This is a genomic window from Bordetella tumulicola (assembly GCF_965138755.1).
Taxonomy (GTDB): domain Bacteria; phylum Pseudomonadota; class Gammaproteobacteria; order Burkholderiales; family Burkholderiaceae_B; genus Bordetella_A; species Bordetella_A tumulicola.
On the sequence record NZ_CBCSFP010000001.1, the window covers coordinates 189986 to 210288 of the forward strand.

Annotated in this window: 13 protein-coding genes and 1 pseudogene; 13 read left to right on the forward strand and 1 reads right to left on the reverse strand. The window is 60.9% G+C overall.

Annotation, left to right across the window (positions count from 1 at the left end; genetic code table 11):
• Window positions 1-22: 22 nt before the first annotated feature.
• The gene (locus ACNAZS_RS00935; protein ID WP_415785233.1) at window positions 23-3586 is read right to left on the reverse strand and encodes an AAA family ATPase; all 3564 of its coding nucleotides are present in this window, start codon (window positions 3584-3586) and stop codon (window positions 23-25) included.
• 421 nt (window positions 3587-4007) lie between these two features.
• Here ACNAZS_RS00935 and ACNAZS_RS00940 point away from each other — a divergent pair.
• The 13 genes and pseudogenes from ACNAZS_RS00940 to ACNAZS_RS01000 all read left to right on the forward strand — a co-directional run.
• Window positions 4008-4609, forward strand: a 602-nt coding sequence (locus ACNAZS_RS00940) for a type VI secretion system ImpA family N-terminal domain-containing protein (protein ID WP_415786995.1), incomplete at its 3' end; no start/stop codon positions are given.
• Between the two features lies 1 nt (window position 4610).
• A pseudogene (locus tag ACNAZS_RS00945) lies at window positions 4611-5525 on the forward strand (type VI secretion system domain-containing protein); the annotation flags it as partial.
• A 26-nt stretch (window positions 5526-5551) separates the two neighbouring features.
• Complete coding sequence (tssB, locus tag ACNAZS_RS00950) at window positions 5552-6070, forward strand: type VI secretion system contractile sheath small subunit (RefSeq protein ID WP_415785235.1); 519 nt, start codon at window positions 5552-5554, stop codon at window positions 6068-6070.
• Window positions 6071-6073: 3 nt separating this feature from the next.
• Window positions 6074-7561, forward strand: coding sequence for a type VI secretion system contractile sheath large subunit (gene tssC, locus ACNAZS_RS00955; RefSeq protein ID WP_415785237.1), 1488 nt, complete (start codon window positions 6074-6076; stop codon window positions 7559-7561).
• Window positions 7562-7660: 99 nt separating this feature from the next.
• Entirely contained in the window at window positions 7661-8146 is a 486-nt protein-coding gene (locus ACNAZS_RS00960) for an Hcp family type VI secretion system effector (protein WP_415786997.1), read from the forward strand.
• Between the two features lie 48 nt (window positions 8147-8194).
• Window positions 8195-8614: a type VI secretion system baseplate subunit TssE gene (gene tssE, locus ACNAZS_RS00965; protein ID WP_415785239.1), complete on the forward strand. Its 420-nt coding sequence runs from the start codon at window positions 8195-8197 to the stop codon at window positions 8612-8614.
• A gap of 2 nt (window positions 8615-8616) precedes the next feature.
• The gene (gene tssF, locus ACNAZS_RS00970; RefSeq protein ID WP_415785241.1) at window positions 8617-10341 is read left to right on the forward strand and encodes a type VI secretion system baseplate subunit TssF; all 1725 of its coding nucleotides are present in this window, start codon (window positions 8617-8619) and stop codon (window positions 10339-10341) included.
• Window positions 10305-11354 (forward strand): type VI secretion system baseplate subunit TssG, encoded by a 1050-nt coding sequence (tssG, locus tag ACNAZS_RS00975; protein WP_415785243.1) that lies wholly within the window; start codon window positions 10305-10307, stop codon window positions 11352-11354. The genes tssF and tssG overlap by 37 nt, the downstream gene beginning before the upstream one ends.
• Window positions 11351-14224 carry an AAA family ATPase gene (locus ACNAZS_RS00980; protein ID WP_415785245.1) on the forward strand — a complete coding sequence of 958 codons (2874 nt, stop codon included), beginning with the start codon at window positions 11351-11353 and terminating at the stop codon, window positions 14222-14224. Before tssG ends, ACNAZS_RS00980 begins: the two co-directional genes overlap by 4 nt.
• 4 nt (window positions 14225-14228) lie before the next feature.
• Window positions 14229-16697, forward strand: a complete 2469-nt coding sequence (locus ACNAZS_RS00985; RefSeq protein WP_415785247.1) for a type VI secretion system Vgr family protein — start codon at window positions 14229-14231, stop codon at window positions 16695-16697.
• 34 nt (window positions 16698-16731) lie between these two features.
• On the forward strand, window positions 16732-17792 hold a 1061-nt coding region (locus ACNAZS_RS00990), incomplete at its 3' end, for a DUF2169 family type VI secretion system accessory protein (RefSeq protein WP_415786999.1).
• Window positions 17793-18234: 442 nt separating this feature from the next.
• Complete coding sequence (locus ACNAZS_RS00995) at window positions 18235-19347, forward strand: pentapeptide repeat-containing protein (protein ID WP_415787001.1); 1113 nt, start codon at window positions 18235-18237, stop codon at window positions 19345-19347.
• A complete protein-coding gene (locus tag ACNAZS_RS01000) occupies window positions 19340-20284 on the forward strand; it encodes a pentapeptide repeat-containing protein (protein ID WP_415785249.1) in 945 nt (314 codons plus the stop codon). Before ACNAZS_RS00995 ends, ACNAZS_RS01000 begins: the two co-directional genes overlap by 8 nt.
• The last annotated feature ends 19 nt before the right edge of the window (window positions 20285-20303 follow it).

Here is a 20303-nt window from a genome sequence, read left to right on the forward strand (position 1 = left end):
AGGGCAATTGTCATTGCTTTGCTCAGGCGGCACGTTGCGGCGATTCACTGTTTAACCGCGCTTCGGCCTTGCGCGCTGCCAGCGTCAGGCCCAGTCGTCGGCTTTCGGTGATGGCGGTCTGCCAGTGTTCGCGTGCCTTGGCATGTTGGCCTTGACGATCGGCGACGTTGCCTAGCAGGCAGAGATATTCGCCCCGCATGAAGTGGCTGCCGAATTTATCCATTTGCACTGCGGCCCGGCGTACGGCGCACGAGGCCCGCTCTGTTTGATTGTGCTCCAGGTAGGCGCTGGCCAGAAAGAGTTCCAGCGCGGATTGCAGCACGGGCATACCTTCGCGTGATGCATCGATGGCTCGCTGGATCTCGTCGAGTCCGGTGGGTTCCCCGCGGCACGCGTGTACCCAGCCGGACAGGCCTTCAGCCAGCCCATACCACAGCGCAAAATCGCCACTGGTGGCGGCCGAGCGCAAGGTGTTGGCGGCGTGCAGGGCTTCGTCGTCGTCGCCGCGTTGGCGGTGGATTTCGGCGAGCATGGCCAGGCATAGTACCCGGCTGGCCAAATGGTCCAGGCTATTGGCGTCGTCCAGACCGGCCTGGGCAAACGCCAGCCCCTCTTCTTCGCGGCCCTGTAGTGTGAGCGCCCAACCCAGGACGGCTTTTGCGGCGCAGACGCCGTCGGCACCCCAGCGGGCCAGCCGCATACTGTAATCCGGTTGACCATTCAGGCTGGTGATGCTGTGGCGCAGCCAGCGTTCGGCGGCCACCATGTCGCCGGTCAGCAGATAGCTGAAACCGCAAGCGTACTGCGCCCAACCGAGCAAGACGCTGTCACCGTTTTGCTCGGCGTAGCGATAAAGCCCGTCTGCCAGTTGCAGGCTTTCGGTATGCGTGCGAGTGCTCAGGGCCACACTCCAGGCGCCCCAGAGCATGAGAAACTGCGTGCTCGGGTCGTCGTCATCGTTGATCTGCAATTCGGCGATGCGCGCGTAGGCCTCGAAGGTCTCGGTCGCGCCGCCGCCTTTGAGCGACGTGAATACCGCGCCGCGCAGCAATTGCACATCGAGCTCGGTTCTGCGGCGCACGGCGACATCGTCGATATGGCGCAGCGCGCGCAAGGCGCGTTCGGTCAGCATCTGCGCCTCGGTCACTGCCGACTGGGCCAAGGCGTCGCGGGCTGCCAGGCACCACCAGTGCGAAGCGTTGGCGTGCAGCGCAATATCGAAGTGGCGCGCGATGTAGGCGGACTCTACGGACTCGGCGCGCGACTCTTGCTCGATCAGATAATTGGCGACTTTCTCGTGCGTGATGCGGCGCTGGCCCGGGCTGAGCGTTTGATAAATCGCGTCACGCACCAGCGCATGGCGAAAATTTGCGGGAATGCCATCCTCGATCAGACCGCGCTGGCGCAGTTCAAGCAGGATCTCGGGCATCCTGTGGGGAGACATCCCCATGTCCTGGGCGGCCCGATGCATCAATATGTCGTCCACCTGCCCTACGACGGCGGCGAACTGCACGAGCTTGCGAGCAGCGGGCTCCAGATCCGACAGTCGGGCGGCTATCAGATCGGCAATGACGGGCGTCACGCCGATATCCGCGCCCAGCGTGACCTGACGCACCATTTCTTCGGCATAGAGCGGGATACCATCCGCGTCGTCCACGATCCTGGCGCGCAGCTTCGGCGAGAGGCGCTGCCCCTTGGCTCGATGCGCAACGAGCTCCGCGATGACCTGGCGTTCCAGGGGTTTGAGTTGCAGTTCATGGGCAGACCAAGGGCAATGAAACTCGTCACGCACCGTCATCAGCATCATGGTCGCTGCGGACTGCTCGTGCTGCATCAGCATTTCGATCAATGCCAGGCTGGAGTGGTCCGCCCAGTGCAGGTCTTCCCAGACTAGCAACAGCGGGCGATTGGGTTGACTTCGATGCGTCAGGATGGTCGCCAGCGCCTGGATTAGCGACTCGCGTGGCAGATCGCCAGCGGCTGCGCGTTCGCTTTCTGGGAACAGGACGCGTCGCAGGCTGGCACAGACGGAGGCGTCCAGTCCCACGCGACGGCAGACCGTGTCGATCAGCTGATTCTGGGAGCTGGGGGATTCGAGGATATCCTCTACGCCCCCCCACTCCAGGGATAGACGCCGCATGACGAATTCGCGTACGGCATAAAACGGTGTGTGATCGTGACCCTCTTGGCTGGCCAGCAGACAGACGTCGCCGCCGGTATGGCGCACGTATTCCGCCATGACGCCTGCCAACAGCGACTTGCCGATGCCGGCTTCGCCACGCACGGTCATAGCGGTGGGCCGTTGAACCACGGGCAGATGCGCCCACAGACGGACCAGACTGTCGAACTCGCGCACGCGGCCAAACATCCGTCGCACGACTTTGGCCTCGAGCGGAGAGTCCAGCACGCACAAATGTCTACCGTGGCGTTTTTCGGCATGTACGGCGAACTCGCCCACGACGCGATCGCGGGTGGCCGCACTGATCAGGACTTCTCCGGTATCGGCCAGATAAGCCAGTCGCATGGCACTCTGACTCACGAGTGCACCCGCGTCGGGGCGCGTTTCCGATTGCACCAGGGAAATCTCGGCGTGAATACCCTGGCCCAGCCGTACCCCTGTCGGTAGAGGCAGGGCGCGGATGGCACACGCGAGTTTGCAGGCGATATGGGCCGGGCGTTCGGTCAGCTTTGGATAGCCGAAGACAATCGCCAGGCTGCTGTCTACGCCGACCAGGACGTGTCCGCCTTCGTTGCGCGCAAGTTTCAGCAGGCGCTTGCGCGCCATTTGCAGGCTTTGCAATGATTGTTCGGGATAGTCTTCGGATTCCTCTAGCGACAACGCAACCGCGAGTACCGCCAGCGGATGATAGTGACGCTGTTCGATCGGTCGCAGTACGTCCAGATCCAACGCGGACTGCCCCTGTTCGATCAGCGTGCGCGTTTGCTCCGAGGGCTCGGAGTCAAAGCGTTCGCGCATGATGCCGACACAGTGCTCGTAGGCCAGCATGGCGGCCTCGCGATTGCCACTATTGAGCAGCAGGCGGATCAGGTGGCGATGCGCGCCCTCGTCTTCGGGATGTTGGTGAACCCATTTTTTGGCCGTATCCAGCGCCTGATCCTGCAGGCCCTGGTCCATTAACTGGGCCAGTACCGTTTTGCGGGTGCCGGAAATATCGCGCTCGATACGCGACTGCCAGCTCGTTTTCCATGCGGTGAATGCTCCGCTTTCGGGCAGATCGGTGTACTCCAGCAACTTGCCGCGGTCGTACTCCAGCCGCTGTTCGAGCGTCAAGGATTCGTAGCCAGGGGCGCCAATGATGGCCAGCGCGTCAACCATGATGACGTCGGGATTCAGGGCCAAAGTGCCGGCCGTGGCTATCCAGGCATCGGGAACCGGCTCAAACAATCGGCGTAACACGAATAGCGAGTGGCGCAGGTTGGCGCGTCCATCTTGTAGATCAGCGGGCCAGAGGGTGTTGGCCAATTCTGCGCGGGTATAGGGTTTTCCTTGTGCTAGCGCCAACATGGCGAGCAACAGTTTGGGTTTGCTATAGCTGAATGCCCGACGACCGCTGACATTGGACACGGTGATATCGAATTCACCGAGTAAACGAAGTTGAACTGGTCGTATCAGGCTTAGGTGCATAGGGATAGATGGCGAGAACAATATGACCCGCCAGGACGACATGCGGAAATGCACATCGGAACTGCCCTGCCTCGTACCTTGGTTAGGTCTTTGCTCTCAATTGATATCGATTCGATACAGAAATAGCGTTGTAGCGCAAAAAGCGTTGAACAAACGTTAAATCGATTACAGACAATGACGACATTTTTGCGCTTTGCATCAACGCTTGATAAACGTCCGATCCATAACATGCATCAATACGCGGCGAAACACCACTTTCTTCGTAAAACAAGATAGTACGAATGTATGCAAATTATTTCGAACATGCGCCGCGTCCGCATAGGAATCGTCGACAGTGCCAATCAACGGGTTCGATCGCAACGTGGGCGCCAGCCCAATCCGCGCCGACCAGCCGGCGGGTGAAAACCCGCGTGACGGCGAGGCCTATACGGCCATGCGCAGCCAGATCGACCTGTTGACAGATATCCATGCCAGTACGGTGGCAGTGGACTGGAAGGCCATCATACGCCTGGGCGCACAGGTGCTCGGCCAGGAAGGCAAGGACCTGGCGGCCGGTGCGTGGCTGACCGTCGCGCTGTTTCATACGCACGCGTTGGTGGGTCTGGCCGAAGGCATTCACGTATTACGCGATTTAGTCGCGACTTATTGGGACGAAATGTCTCCACCTGCTGCACGATTGCGGGGGCGTCGTAACCAGATCCAGTGGATGCTGGACCACTTGAGCGAAGGCCTGCAAGACTCAAGCGCCGAATTCACGCCGCTGCAACCCGACGTGCATAGCGAGTTGCTCGCTGACTGGGAAGCGCTGGATGCCGCCTGGCAGGCGCACGACGATGAGGCCCCTGCTTTCTATGGCCTGCGTGCGATCTTGGCGAGTCTGCCCGTCGAGCGGCCGGCAGAGCCCAAACCCGAAGCATCGACGTCAGGTGCCGCGCCCGCCGCAGGCACAGCCGCCGCGGGCGCNGTCGCCGTGCCTGCGGCGGGCAGTGATCCGGAGACCGTTGCCGAGAACGCGCTGGCGGGGCTGCGTCCGCTGATCGATTGGTATTTGCAAGAGCACACTACCCTGCCCTTGCTGTATCGGTTGAATCGGATCTGCGCCTGGAGCACGCTGGAGCACGCGCCGCCGGCCCAGAACGGCGCGACGCGTCTGCCCGCGCCCCCTGATCAAGTCGTGGTGGGTTTCGAAAAAATCGCACAAGGTGGCGATCCGCAAGCGGTGATTCACTTTGCCGAATCGCGTCTGATCGGGCTGCGCTACTGGCTGGATCTGAATCGTGCCAGCCACGCTGCCCTGAGCCGCCTGGGGGCCACGGATGCCGCGACGACCGTCGCATTTGAGACGGGGCGCCTGCTTTCGCGCTTGCCTGAACTGGCGCAGATGCGATTCAGTGATGGCCGTCCATTTGCCGATCCCGACACCCAGGCGTGGCTGGAGGCCCTGGCCAGTGACGGGCCACATGCATCGGGTGGCGCGGGTGCGGCGGACGCCGTCTCCGAGCTCACAAAGGCCGCCGATGCCGATGCCGTCGCCGGCAAGCTCAATGACGCCCTGGATAACCTGCAGGCCGCCGCGCGCCATGCCGGCAGCCAACGCGACAATTTTCGCTTACGACTGGCGCAATGCGCCCTGCTTCAACGTTTTGATGCGCGTGCCGACATGCGTCCGCTGCTGGCCACGCTGATTAAAGAACTCGACGCCCACCGCCTGGCCACATGGGAGCCCGATCTAGCGCGGCAAGCCCTGAAGTTGGCAGCGGCCGTCGAACTGCGATACGGCGCGCCTGACGCCGGGTCCAACGAGTCCATGCTGGCCCGCCTGGCCAGCCTGGATCTGCGGGCCGCTTGGCAACTTTCGCAGTCTACTGCCGCCGCTTAACCCATCCGTTACCAAGGAGAACCGCAATGGCCAATGATGGATCCGTAGCCCCAAAGGAACGTGTCAACATCGTCTACAAACCGGCTACCGGCGATGCTAAAGAGCAGGTCGAGCTACCGCTTAAGCAACTCGTGTTGGGCGATTTCACGCTGCAGGAGTCCGATACGCCCCTGGATGAGCGCAAGCCCATCCAAGTCGACAAGGACAACTTCAATGACGTGCTCAAAGCTCAAGGCCTGAACGTCACGATGGCGGTGCCTAATCGCCTGTCCGAAGGCGAGACCGACGAGTCGCTGCCCGTCACGCTCAAGTTCGAAAACATCCGCGATTTCGAGCCGGATGCCCTCGTCGAGCAAGTACCGGAGTTGCGCCAGTTGATCGAGCTGCGCGAGGCGCTGAAATCCCTGAAAGGCCCGTTGGGCAATCTTCCCGAATTCCGCAAGAAACTGCAGGCGCTGATTCAAGACGAAGGCGCACGCGAACGCTTGCTGGGCGAATTGGGCGTGCAATCGGCGGACGCTGAGTCCGACAAATCCAAGGAGTAATCGATGAGCCAGGAATCCCCCCAGCAACAGGCCGCGGCGCAGGCCGCCGAACAGGCCGGCGGATCGCTGATCGACCAACTGATCGAGTCGACTCGCGTCAAGCCTGGCGACGATGCTTACTCGATTACCCGCCAGGGGCTGGAAGCCTTTGTGGCGGAGTTGCTCGAGCCCAGTCGCGCAACACAAAAGGTCAGCCAGGGTCTGATCGACGAAATGATCGCGGGCCTGGACAGCAAGCTATGCCGCCAGGTCGACGCCATCATGCACCAGGATCAATTCCAAAAGCTGGAATCGGCTTGGCGCTCGTTGAAGTTCCTGGTCGATCGCACGGATTTTCGCGAGAACAATCGCATCGAAATCCTCAATGTCTCTAAAGAGGCGTTGCTGGAGGATTTCGAGGACGCCTCGGACATCACGCGCTCGGGCTTGTACAAGGCGGTCTACACGGCGGAATTCGGCCAGTTTGGCGGTGAACCATTCGGCACGATCATCGGCAATTATGAGTTCACCCCGGGTGGGCAGGACATCAAGCTGCTGCAGTCTGTGGCCAGCGTTGCCGCGATGGCGCACACGCCATTCATCGCATCGGCCGGCCCGCAGTTTTTCGGCATGGATTCGTTCGCAGGTTTGCCAAATCTGAAAGACCTGGGCGCGGTCTTCGAAGGCCCTCAATACACCAAGTGGAATGCGTTTCGGCAGACCGAGGACGCGCGCTTCGTGGGGCTGACGCTGCCGAACTTCTTGCTGCGCGTACCGTACGGCGACGATACCGTTCCCACCAAGCAGTTCCGTTACAACGAAGACGTGTCCAATGGCAGCCGCGAGTTCCTGTGGGGCAATGCAGCGTTTGCGTTTGCCAGCCGTCTGTCGGAAAGCTTCGCCCAATACCGCTGGTGCGCCAACATCATTGGCCCTCAAGGCGGCGGCACGGTCAATGATCTGCCCGTCTACAACTACGAGGCGATGGGCGAGACGCAGAGCAAGATCCCCACCGAAGTCTTGATCTCGGAACGTCGCGAGTTCGAGCTGGCCGAACAGGGCTTTATTGCGCTGACCATGCGCAAGAACACGGACAACGCGGCGTTCTTCTCTGCAAATTCGGTCCAGAAGCCCAAGTTCTTCGGCAACAACAAGGAAGGCAAAGAGGCTGAGCTGAACTACAAGCTCGGCACCCAACTGCCGTACATCTTTGTCGTGAGCCGGCTGGCGCACTACATCAAGGTAATCCAGCGGGAAAACATCGGCACCTGGAAAGAACGCAACGATCTGGAAACCGAGTTGAACAACTGGATCCGCCAGTACGTCGCGGACATGGACAGTCCGGCGCCAGGCGTGCGCGGCCGCCGTCCGCTGCGTCAGGCTGAAATTACTGTGTCGGATGTCGAAGGTGATCCGGGATGGTATCGCGTGGGCCTGAAGGTACGTCCGCATTTCAAGTACATGGGGGCGTCTTTCACGCTGTCTCTGGTGGGCAAGCTCGAAAAGAGCTGATCCGCCGGTTAGCGGAATGGGNGTGCCGGCTGCCACCGGCNCGCCACAGGGTCTGCATGTCGTGCAGACCGTCACTTCAACAACAAGGAGCAATTTACCATGGCTATGCCGTGCTACCTGACCTTGGTAGGTCAAAACCAAGGCAATATCGAAGGATCGTGCGAAGTCAGCGGACATGAGGGCAAGATCCTCATCCAGGCGGTCGATCATTCCATCGAGCTGCCCAAGAACCCGCAAACCGGCCTGCCTTCGGGCAAGCGCCAGCATTTGGGCATCACGCTGGTTAAAGAAATCGACAAATCCTCGCCGAAGCTATACCAGGCGCTGTGCTCGGGCGAGCAGCTCAAGAGTGTCTTGCTGGAGTTCTACCGCATCAGCCCAAAGGGGATGGAAGAAAAGTACTACACCATCCAATTGGAAAAGGCGGTGATCGTGGGAACCCATCTGTGGGTACCCAATTGTCTGCAGCCTGACAACCGTCAACTCGGACACATGGAAGACGTCGCCATGACCTACGAGAAAATCGTATGGACATGGGAACCGGACGGCATCGAATCGGAAGATTCGTGGCTGGCGCCGAAGTAATAGCGAGAGAGAGAGCGGGTCCGCACGGGCCCGCCCTCCCCGTGTCTCATGAGAGAGCGTCGCCTACTGGAACGCATTGCCGGCCTGGGTACCGACGATCAGCGTTCACACGTTACCCGCGCCGAGATCCTGGTTGACTCGATCCTTAGCCACTTGCGGCGGATCCTGAATACGCGCCAGGGCAGCGTGCCTATAGACCCCCTGTTCGGCGTGCCCGATTTCACCAACCTGGCGGGGTCGTTCGCCGCCGGCACCACGGGACAGATTATCGAAGACATGAATCGCATGATCCTGCGCTATGAGCCGCGTCTACGCCAATCGCAGATCATTTTTGCCGAGTCCCAGGACGAGGTGCTGTCGCTGGCATTTTCCATCACCGGCCTGATCGCCGTGGATGACCAGGAAATACCGATACGTTTGACTTCGCATGTGGCCGCGAACGGCCGCGTGTCCTTAAAAAGGCAGTAGACATGCTGAATCGCTACTACGAACAGGAACTGGGCTATCTGCGCACGCTTGCGGCTGAATTCGCCGCAAGCAATCCCGCGCTGGCTCCGCTTCTGGGGTCGGGTAACGCCAGCGATCCTGACGTGGAACGCCTGCTGGAAGGCGTCGCGTTCATGACCGGCCTCATGCGCCATCGGCTGGACGACGATTTTCCGGAGTTCATCCAGAATCTGGCGCAGTTGTTGTTTCCACACATGCTGCGTCCCCTGCCTTGCATGACGATCATGCGCTATCAGCCTCGTGCGGCGCTGGAAGCCCCCGTCACGATCCCGGCCGGCACCGAGTTTGCCTCCGTGCCGGTGGATGGATTGCGGGCAATCTTTCGGGCCTCGTTTGCGGTCACCTTGGAGCCCGTGACATTGAAGGGAGTGCAATGGGAAGGCGGCGGGACGCAGCCCCGGTCACTGCGCCTGCAGTTCACGCTCGCCGGCGTGGCCGGTGCGGATTGGACGAGTGACCGTCTGCGGTTTTTCCTCGGTGATGCGCACGCGGATGCGGCGCGCCTGTATCTGCTGTTGTTGCGTCACGTGCGCGAGGTTCGCATCAGCGCCGAAGGCGGCCCGATAACGGTGTTGCCGGCCAGCAGTATCCAGCCGGCCGGCCTGCGCCCTGATCTGGAGTTGTTGCCGTGGCCGCGCGGCGCGCACCCCGCCTGGCGTGTGTTGTACGAGTATTTCGCCCTCCCGGAAAAGCTGCTCTTCCTGGACTTTACCGGTATTTCGCAATGGATCTCGCGCGGTAAGGGCGGCGAATTCTCGGTGCAGATCATGTTCGACGAGGTGCCAAGCTGGGCGCCCTCGGTCGACCCCTCGAGCTTCATCCTGAATGCGACGCCGGCCGTCAATTTATTCAGCCATGATGCGCATCCGATTCGGGTGGATCATCTCCAGCCGGATTACCGCATCCGTCCGATCACGCGTGGTAATCGAGCCGTGGAGCAGATTTTTTCGGTCGACAGCGTGAGTGCGCGCACGGCCGCCGGCGCCGAAGAGGAATATCACGCGTTTTCGGCGATGCACGACGAGAGCGCCGCGGCGTACAACCTCAGCATACGCGCGTCGGCCCTGCATCGTGGCTATGATCATTTTCTGAGCCTGCCCTATGCCACCGGCGAAACGCCCGAGCCCCTGACGCTTTCCACGCGATTGACCTGCACGCATGGTGATCTGCCGCAAGGCCTGCGGCTGGGTGACATCAGCGAGCCGACTGACAGTTCGCCGGCCCGGGTGGCCTTCACCAATATCCATGGCATTACGCCGCATAGTCCGCCGGTTGTCGATAGCGCCCTGCTGTGGCGGGTGCTGTCGCATTTGAATGCCAACCATCTGGCGCTGGCCAACGAAGGGCAGTTGCGCGACCTGTTGTCGCTATACGTCCCGGCACGTCAGGCGGATGCTCAGCGTCATGCCACGGCACGCCGCAGTGTCGAGTCGATTGGCAATGTGACAGTGGAGCCGGCACGACGCATCGTGCAGGGTATGTCTGTCCTCGGCAGCGACGTGCGCATCGAGTGTCGTGGTGACCATTTCCCGGGTCGTGGCAGCTTGTTTCTGTTTGGCACGGTGCTCGATGAGTTCCTGGCCGGTACGACCGCCCTCAACACCTTCAGCGCCCTGACGCTGGTGGACATCGTTAACGGAGATACCTTGCAATGGCCCGCGAAGATCGGTCGCTATCGCCTGCTATAGCCCAGCCATCGCTCGACGACCCGCTGTTGGCGCAGGGGCATCGCTACGCCTTTTTTCAGGCGCTGCGATTGCTGCGGCTGCGCAGTGCGGACATTCAGGCGTTTTCGCAGAACGTGCGGGTGCGCCCGTCTGTCACGCTGTCGTTTCCGGATCGGGATATCGAGCAAATCGAACGCGATGCCGAAGGCAAGTACCGGATCACCGCGAATTTCTTTGGCTTGTATGGCGTCACGTCGCCCCTGCCGACGTTTTACACCGAAGACCTAATCGAAGAGCACTTGCAAGGTGGCTCGACGGCGCGCGATTTCATCGACATCCTGCACGCCGCGCTATACCCATTGCTGTTTCGTGCCTGGGAGAAAAATCGTATCTGGCTGGCCGTAGCCGAACGGCAGGATTCCACTCGCATGGAGCACCTGTATGCGCTGGTGGGCATGGCCGGCGGCGCGGCGGCGCACCATCCGAAGGCGCGCGGGCTGCTGCCGCATGCGGGCAATTTCAACCAGTTTCCGCGTTCGGCGCTGGGCCTGGAGTCGCTGGTCGAAGGCTTGCTGGAGGCGCTGCCGGTAGACGTGGAACCCTGCGTCGCCGAAATCGTATCGATTCCCGAACCGGCCCGCTGCCTGCTGTCGGAGCAGGCCTGCGTATTGGGCGAAGACGCGATGCTGGGCAGTCAGATCGCAGAGCGGGCCGGTGGCCTGGTCGTGCATATCGGTCCGATTCCGGGCGATCGTTTGCACGATCTGTTACCGGGCGCGGCGCTGCATGATCGCCTGGTGCGCGCCGTAGCCCTGTATTTGCGTGCGCCGTTGCGTTGTGTGCTGGGCTTGCGTGTCGAGCCCGAGCAGCGTCTGGGCGCTTGTCTGGGCGAAGGCTGGTGCCAGTTGGGCCTGAACACCTGGTTGCCCGAAATAAAACCCGGAGATCTGGCCAATCCCTGGCCCCGTTACGACGAAATATTCCTGCCGATCGATACCGATCCCACACGTATTTCCAAAGAGGTCCTGCAATGATGCTGGTAGAACTGAAACCGCTGTTCGCGCGCTTGAATCCGTATTGTTCGGCCGCCCTGGAGGGCGCCGCGGGCTTGACTTTGGCCCGCAATCATTACGAGATCGCGGTTGAGCACATGTTGCGCCGCCTGATCGAGTCGCCCGACGGCGACGCGGCACGCATCCTGGCGTTTTTCGATATCGATGCATTGCGCTTGACGGCCCAATTGGATGACGCGCTGGGGCAACTGAAGAACGGCAATCCCGGGCGTCCGGTATTCGCCGGCCTGTTGACCGAATGGGTCCAGGAATCGTGGCTGATGGCCTCGATCACGCTGGGGCAGAGTCGCGTGCGTAGCGGCGCCCTGCTGCTGGCGCTGATTGCGCGCCTCAGCTATTACGGCGCGGGCACGCGCTACGCCGAAACGCTGCGCGCGATCTCGCGCGACAAGCTAGTGGCCGAGTTCGACACTATCGTCGACGGCTCCAGTGAAACGGATTTGCGAGTGTCCGAGGGCGGTGGTGCGGGGACTGGAGCAACTGCCGGTGCGCCAGCGGGCGATTCGGCCATTGGGCGATTCTGCGAGGACTTCACCGCCAAGGCCCGGGCCGGCAAGATCGATCCGGTGTTTGGTCGTGATAATGAAATCCGCCAGATGATCGATATTCTCGCGCGTCGTCGCAAGAACAACCCCATTTGCGTGGGTGAGCCCGGCGTGGGCAAGACGGCCGTGGTCGAGGGCCTGGCCCTGCGCATCGTCAACGGAGATGTGCCCGAGTTTTTGCGTGATACGCGACTGGTGGGCCTGGACCTGGGGTTGCTCGAGGCGGGCGCAAGCGTCAAGGGTGAATTCGAGAACCGGTTGCGCGGCGTCATTGACGAGATCAAGGGCTCGGTGCAACCGATGATCCTGTTTATCGACGAGGCGCACATGCTGATCGGCGCGGGCGGTCAGGCGGGCGGATCAGACGCTGCCAACTTGCTCAAGCCCGCCCTGGCACGTGGCGAGCTGCGTACCGTGGCGGCGACGACGTGGTCCGAGTACAAAAAGTACTTCGAGAAAGACCCAGCACTGGCACGTCGCTTTCAGTTGGTGAAGCTGGACGAACCCGATTTGCCGACCGCAGTGCAGATTCTGCGCGGTCTGAAGGACCGGTATGAGGCCGCTCATGGCGTGACGGTGCGCGACGATGCCATCGTGGCCGCCGCAGAGTTGTCCAATCGCTACATCACAGGGCGTCTGCTGCCGGATAAGGCGGTCGATCTGCTGGATACGGCTGCGGCGCGGGTGCGTATTGGCTTGGGCATCAAGCCGGCCGAGCTCGAAAATCTGGAAAGCGGTCTGGCAGGTCTGGAGCGCGAACGCGTGGCGCTAGCGCGTGACGTGCAGTTCCAACCGGGTGCGTATAGCGATCGACTAAGTGAGATCGAGGTCGAGCGCGCGGACCTGGAGGCGCGGCATGCCGACCTGGAGGGGCGCTGGAAGGCCGAAAAGGAAGCCGCCGAGGCTGTGTTAGCGTTGCGACGCCAACTTGGCGCCGCGCAGAATACGCCGACGGAACTGCCGATTGAAACACCGACTGAGGACGCGTCGGCACAGGAAACGCCGGCTCAGCAAACATCGGCTCAGTCGTCGGACGACACGCCGGCGAAGACGGCGGACGAAGCATTGGTCAAGGCACGGACCGAGGCCGCAGCGTCGACTAGTGTGGCCGCATTTGAAGCGCCGATTGCGCCGGCACCTGTCGCCGCATCGGCTGCCGCGCCCGTCGATGCCGGCACTGACGTCGTGGCCACACCCGAGGCCCTCGCCGCGCAGTTGGCCGAGGCACGCGACAAGCTCAAGAGTCTGCAGGGTCAATCGCCGTTAGTCTTCATTGAAACCGATCCCGACGCCGTGGCGCGCGTGGTGTCCGATTGGACCGGCGTGCCTCTGGGCAAGATGCAGCGCGATGCCGTCAGTGGCGTGCTGGCGTTGGCCGATCGCATCAAGGAACGCATTCGCGGGCAGGATCATGCGGTGGATCAGATTGCCGCCACGGTCAAGGCTGCGCAATCGGGGCTGCGGGATCCACAGCAACCCTTGGGTGTCTTCTTGCTGGTAGGCCCCTCCGGCGTGGGCAAAACCGAAACCGGTCTGGCGGTGGCCGATCAATTGTTCGGTGGCGAACATGCGCTTGTGTCGATCAACATGAGCGAGTTCCAGGAAAAGCATACCGTCAGCCGCCTGGTGGGTTCGCCGCCGGGCTATGTGGGATATGGCGAAGGCGGCGTGCTGACCGAAGCGGTGCGCAAGCGCCCCTACTCCGTGGTGTTGCTGGACGAGGTCGAAAAAGCCCACTTGGATGTCGTGAATCTTTTCTATCAAGTCTTTGACAAGGGTACCCTGGCCGATGGCGAAGGTCGGGCTATTAATTTCAGCAATACGGTGGTGTTTCTGACCAGCAATCTGGCGACGGAGGAAATCACCCGCCTGTCGCGTGACGGTCGGCCCGATGTCGAATCCCTGACCGCCGCGATTCATCCGGTCCTGGCCAAGCACTTCAAGCCGGCGCTGCTGGCGCGCATGACAGTGGTGCCCTTCTATACCCTGCCGCCGTCCGAGTTAGCTGGCATCGCCGATCTGAAGCTGAACAAGTTAGCGCAACGCCTGGAGACCGCCAATCGCATCAAGCTGAGCTTCGAGCCCTCGGTGCGTGACACCATCGCCGCGCGGTGCACCGAGGTCGATAGTGGTGCCCGCAATATTGATTTCATTTTGCGCAAGAGCCTCACGCCGCTGCTGTCGGATACGGTGCTGTCGTCGTTGGCCGATGGCCGCACGCTGAGTGCTATCCACGTGGCGCCGGACGACAGTAATGGCTGGGCCGTCACCACCACCGAGGGCTGACCGTATGTCGAATGCCGCCTACGACTTCCAGATTGTGTGTCCGACGCTGCAGGGACTGGTGCCAGGCCAGGACATCCATGTCACGTATTGGAAAGGGACCGAGGCTGTCTCGCAACTTTATCAATTCGAGATCAAGTTCGCGGTTCGCCAGGCGAACCTGGCCCTGGAAAAACTACTGAACGAGCCCGCCACGTTTATTGCCCATAAACCGGATGGTTCCGTACTGTGCTGGCACGGCATCGTCACGGGCGGCTCGCAGCAGGGGCGTGATGAAACGTTTGACTACTATCAGGTCATATTGGAACCGCGTTTGGCGAAACTGCGAACCCAGTTTTGGTCGGATATCTATCTGGATAAACAACTCGACGACATCATTCGACAGTTGCTGCGATCGATTGGTCTGGACGAGCCTTACAGTGTGCCGGGCGCGCCCTACGATTACCATATCGCGGCGAGCAAAATGGTCAACACCAAGCGGCCATTTGTCTGCCAGTTTGAGGAAACCTGCCTGGCTTTCCTGATGCGCAAGCTCGAGTTCTATGGTGTGTACTTCTGGTTCGAGCAAGGAAAAGACCACGAGTCAATCGTCTTTGCCAACAGCGTCGATCAGCAGCCATCCGACCCGGATATTGCGGTTTATTACCCCAAAGGCGTCATCGACCCCGACGCCCAGGAAGTGGTCATCACACAATTGAATCGGTCCGTGAACATGCTTCCCGGCAGCGTCACCCTGCACGATTCCACCACCTGGCAAAATACGGTGATGTCGCTGGACAGCAGCGCTACGGCGCCGGGGCCGATCCCAGCATTTGGCGACGAGCATCGCTACAGAAATCATTATGAGACGGTGACCGACGAGGACGCTGCCGGCAATCCCGTGGTTGGCGGGGAAACCCTGGCAACCTGGCGCAGCCAGGAAATGGCTTGCGAACGCGAGCGCATTTGGGGTGAGGCGCAAACGCCTGGTGTGCGTGCGGGCCGCATGCTAGAGGTGTCGGAGTACTTGCGCGGCGCGTCTCCCAACCAGTATTACGTGATTGAGGTGACCCATAAGGGCCAGCAGCCGCTAGAAACCGCACCCGACGCGGAAGGAAGCGCCTATTTTTCGCAATTCGTGGCGTTGCCGCGCTGGCTTGACGCGAGCGACGAGAATCCTCAGCCGCTGCAATTCAGGCCAGCACGCTCGACTCCTGTGCCGGTCATATCGCAGATGGTCAATGGCTTTGTGGACATCGTCGACCCAAAGAAACCGCAACTGTATGCACAGATGGACGCAGAGGGCCGATACATGGTGAGGTTGCCCTTTGCCAAGAAGCGCTACCCAGGCGACCAAAACTCTGCTCACTTGCGTATGGCCACTCCCTACGCGGCCGGTACTTCCACGTCGGACATGAAACTGCAAAACGCCGGCATGCATTTCCCGTTGCGCGAAGGCACCGAAGTGATCATTGCCTTTTTGAATGGCGATCCAGACCGGCCGGTCATCATGGCCGCCTTGCCCAACACGGAAGCTCCCAGCGTGGTGACCTCGGCGAACCCGGGTGACCATATTGTCCGGACCCCGTCAGGCAACTTGTTCGCCATGCTGGATAACGCCCCAAATCCCAAGAATTACGAGCTCGACGAAAAATCGTCCATTCTGTTGAATACGACATCGCCGAGTGCAATGTTGAGTTTGGGACAATGCGGTTCAGCGAATCCAGGCTTTTACCTGACGACAGAGGAAAACGGCACTGTCTACGCTGGACAAAGCATGAAGATGGAAGTGCCAGGTCACTGGCGCATGTCGGCGGGTACCGCGCCTGATGCTAATTCGACCACAAGTAACTTTATCAGCAGCCAGGCCACCGGCTTGGATCAAGGGATCAACGTAAGTCAAACTGGCGGAATCGTCGTCTCGAACTTCTTGGGTATGAAGATAGAGGCGGTGGAGAGCGTATCGCTGAGCCAGTTTTTCGGCGCGAAGATTAACTTGGCCGAAGCCGCTGAGTTTTCCATGACATTGGGCCTCAAGTACAACGTGAGTTCGGTGAAGACATGGAACGTCGATCCTGTCCAGTGGGTAAGTACCGCGCTCAAGCGTGCGTTTACAGCCGCGGAGGTGGTCAATGTCGCAGAAAGCGTGGAGAGCACGTACGTGGATAAAACCGAGAACGTGGGGGACTATTCAATTACGGCCGTAGGCTCCTTTGATTTAGAAACAGTCGGCCCGTGCCAAATTGATGCGACTGCGGCTTTGGCAGTTTCGAGCGGGGCGACCATCGATATGGATGCACCCGCCATTGAGCTAGCGGCTGAAGCGACGCTAGACCTAACCGCGCCGGACGTGAGTATCGCGGGTGAGGCCATTGAACTGGACAGCACAGCGACCATAGCCCTCACGGCCCCGACCATAGAGATAACTGCCGAGGCGACTCTCGATCTTGACGGGGCCGAGATATACATGAACAGCGCACTGATCAGCTTAGCGTGACTCAGCCATGAAAATTGCTAAGCCCGCCGACGTCATGGTGCTACTGGGCCGCCAGTCTCGTGGTGGACAACCCAGTTTAACCATCACCGTTGGTTACGCGTGCGCCATCGACGGCACACGCTTGACAGACCGACAAGCCTGGGCCTGGCTGGCGCCTATGTTCAACAAAGAACCCTTCGATCTGGGCGAAAAAAAAGAGCGAGGGTGTTTTGCGGTCGGGGGTATGGCGTGCGCGCCAGCCGGCCAGACCGTGACGGGCTTGACGGTGCGTGCGGGCGTGGGCGATCTGCAAAAAAGCGTGCTGGTGCAAGGTGATCGAACCTGGACGCGCGGGATCACCGGCTGGCAGACCAGCGCGCCACAGCCATTCGAACGGATGCCACTGAGCTTGGCTCATGCCTATGGCGCCGCGGGGTGGCCACACAACCCGCACGGTCGGGGGCATTGCGCCGATCCGAATCAGGCCGATGCGATAGCGCTGCCGAATATCGAGCATCCTCGGCATCCGGTACTCAAGCCCGCGGACGTTCCCCCACTGGCGACCCTGGGCCCGCTGCCTCAAGGCAGTCCGGAACGTGCCCGCTGGCTGGGGACGCTGGACGGACACTGGCAGCGTCACCGGCTGCCCTGGTTACCCGACGATACGGATCCACGCTGGTTTGACCGCGTGCAGCAGGATCAATGTCAGGATGGCTATTGGCGGGGCGACGAGCCGTGGTTTGCCGAGCACATGCATCCGAAACACGCGGTCTTGCGAGGCAAGCTACCCGGCTTGCGCCCTCGCCTGTTGCTGCGCGGCGATCGTGCGCCGGAGCATCGCGCCGAGGTGCCGCTGGACCTGGATACCGTGTGGCTGTTTCCCACCGATGAGCGCGTCCTGGTGTTATATCGAGCCAGCGTGGCGGTCAGGCGCGAGGACGCTGTCGACATACTGGGCCTGGCCGTATTTACGGAAACGCAGGATCAAGCGGCGCAGTCTACGGAACACTGGGCGGAGGTATGGCGTCAACAACAAGAAAAAAAGGCGAAGCCCGCTATCCGTGCGACACCCGTTGCCGCGCAAGCAGACGCCGCTCGTGCAGCCGTCACCGCCGCNGCGGCTGAAGCCGCAGCGCAAGCGGCGAGCGCGCACAAGCAGACCGTCCTAAAAACGATCGCCGAGGCTAGGCAAGCGGGCATAGACGAGGCCGATCGCGTCCTGACTCAGTTGAGGCAGCCGACACTGAGCAGTCGTCTTGCGCAAGCCGAAGCATCTGCCGCGGACGACGCGCCTTTGGCGCCCGCAACTTGGCCACGAGAACCTGCGGCATTCGCGCTAGCCGTACGGAATTATGTCAAAGCGCAATTAGCCGCCGGCGAAGCACACGCCCGCGCGACATTAAAGCAATATGGTCAAGATTTTGATGAAATAGTTGCAAGGTCTCAGACCCATTCCCCCAATCAGGTCGACGATCCGGCGGCTATATTGGCAAGTTTGCCTTTGACACCTGAGAAAAAACAGGCGGTGCTGCAGGAGTATCAGGCATTCCAGTCCAAAATGAGCGCCTTGGAGGCCAAGGCCGCCGATCTGCGGCAACGCGCCGAAGCCGTGCGTTCCGCGAACGCGCCACCCGCCCCGCCCACCATCAACGAGCCTCTCCCTTCCGGGGCGCGCACCCTGCTGGATCGCGAGACATTGCTGGCACGCCACGCGGTGGGCCAATCCTGTGCATGGGCGTTGCTGCAAGATCTGGATTTGACCGGGGTATCGCTACGCGGCGTGGACCTTTCACGGGCACTCATGCAGCGCTGCATCTTGCGCAATGCTGATCTGGAAAACGCGAACTTTCAGGAAACCGAGTTGCAGCAATGCGATTTCGTCGGAGCTCGGCTCGACCAATCGAGATTTAGCCGAGCCCAGTTGACGGAGTGCATGATGGATGGTGCGTCGGCGTCAGGCGCCGACTTTACGCAGGCGCGACTCAAGGCCGTCAGCTTGGCCAACGCGGGATTGACCAAGACCCAATGGCGCCATGCGCAGGTCGAGCAATGCGGTTTTGACCATGCGTTCATGCAGGGCGCGCAGGCGGAGCGCGCGACATTCAAGGCCTGCCGCCTGTCAGGTGTCAACGCGGCACGGGCGCAGCTTCAATGGGTCATCTTCAATCAGTGCGAGTTGACCAATGCGGTATTTGATGAGGCCATATTGGCCAAGACAACGTTGTTCGCCAGTCAGGCCGCCGGCGCGAGCTTTGTGAACGCTCGTATGCCGGGCCTGCGCACCCAGAAAGGCGCGGACCTGAGCCGCGCACGTCTGGATCGCGCGCAGATGGACGGCGCGAGCCTGCAAGACAGTTGCTTCGTAGATGCCTCGTTGCGTGAAACAAGACTGGATCGCGGCCTGATCAAGAACTGCGATTTAAGCGGTAGCGATGCTTGGCATCTGGTGGCGCGTGGGACGAACTTCGTCGGCAGCCGCGTCGCCCAGGCGAGTTGGCGCGGCGCCAACCTGATGAAGTCGCGCTGGAGCGAAGCCGTACTGGAGGACGTCGATATGACTGGCGTCAATTTACATGCGGCCGACACGCGCCGGGTGCAAGCACAAGGGGTACAACTGGAACAGGCTCTGCTGACCCGTTGCCGTCTGATCGAGGACTACGCTCGTGACTGACGCCACCTTGAACGCCACGCTGGAGTTGCTACGGGCCGGTAAAAAAATCCCGGCGAATGCGCTGGCGGGTGCCGACCTGCGTGGCGTAGATCTGAGCAACGTTCGACTACAGAACCTAGACCTGCGCGGGGCGCGCCTGGATGGTGCCAACCTGACACGCACTACGTGGAGTGCATGTCATCTGAACGAGGTTCGATTCGATAAGGCAGTCTTGAGCCGTGCATCGTTTACCGCGTGCCAGGGGCGCGGTCTGTCGTTGCGTAGTAGCCAGGCAGACTGGGTACGGATGAAACAATGCGCCTGGGAGGATGGCGATTTTCAGCAGGTGAATCTGACCCGGCTGTCGGCCAGCGGCGTCACGTTTGTGGGCTGCCGTCTGCAAGGATCCACCCTGTTCCAGTCCCGCTTGTCGGAATGTGACCTGTCGGATCTGGATTTACGTGGTGTGGCGTGGGCGCAGTGTCATTTTCCGGACTCGCGGTTGCGCGGTACGCGCTTTACCGGCGCCACGTTGACCCAATGCACGTTCAACCGCGTCGACGCCAGCAACGCCGATTTCAGTGGGGCTCAGGCCCCCGCCGCCTCGTTTTACGCAGCACAACTAGCGGGCGCAAGGTTCGAGGCAGCGCTACTGGATCGTGCCATTTTTGATCAGGCTCGACTCGATAAAACCAATTTTGCGCGGGCTTCGTTGAATGGTGCTCGACTGTATGGCGTTCGTTCGCTAGGCGTGACATTCACGGGTGGCAAGCTCGTCAGAGCGGACTTATCGCACCTGCAGGCCACTCATGCGGATTTTTCACATGCCGACTTAACGGGTGCACTACTGCATGCCGTGCAATTGCCCGATGCCTCGTGGCACCAAACGGTGCTGGCTGATGTGCGCCGCGATGATCCCGAACTGCGTGCCGCCGAATTGTGGCGCCCCCCTGTGTAACTGGATAGGAATTTCTGAA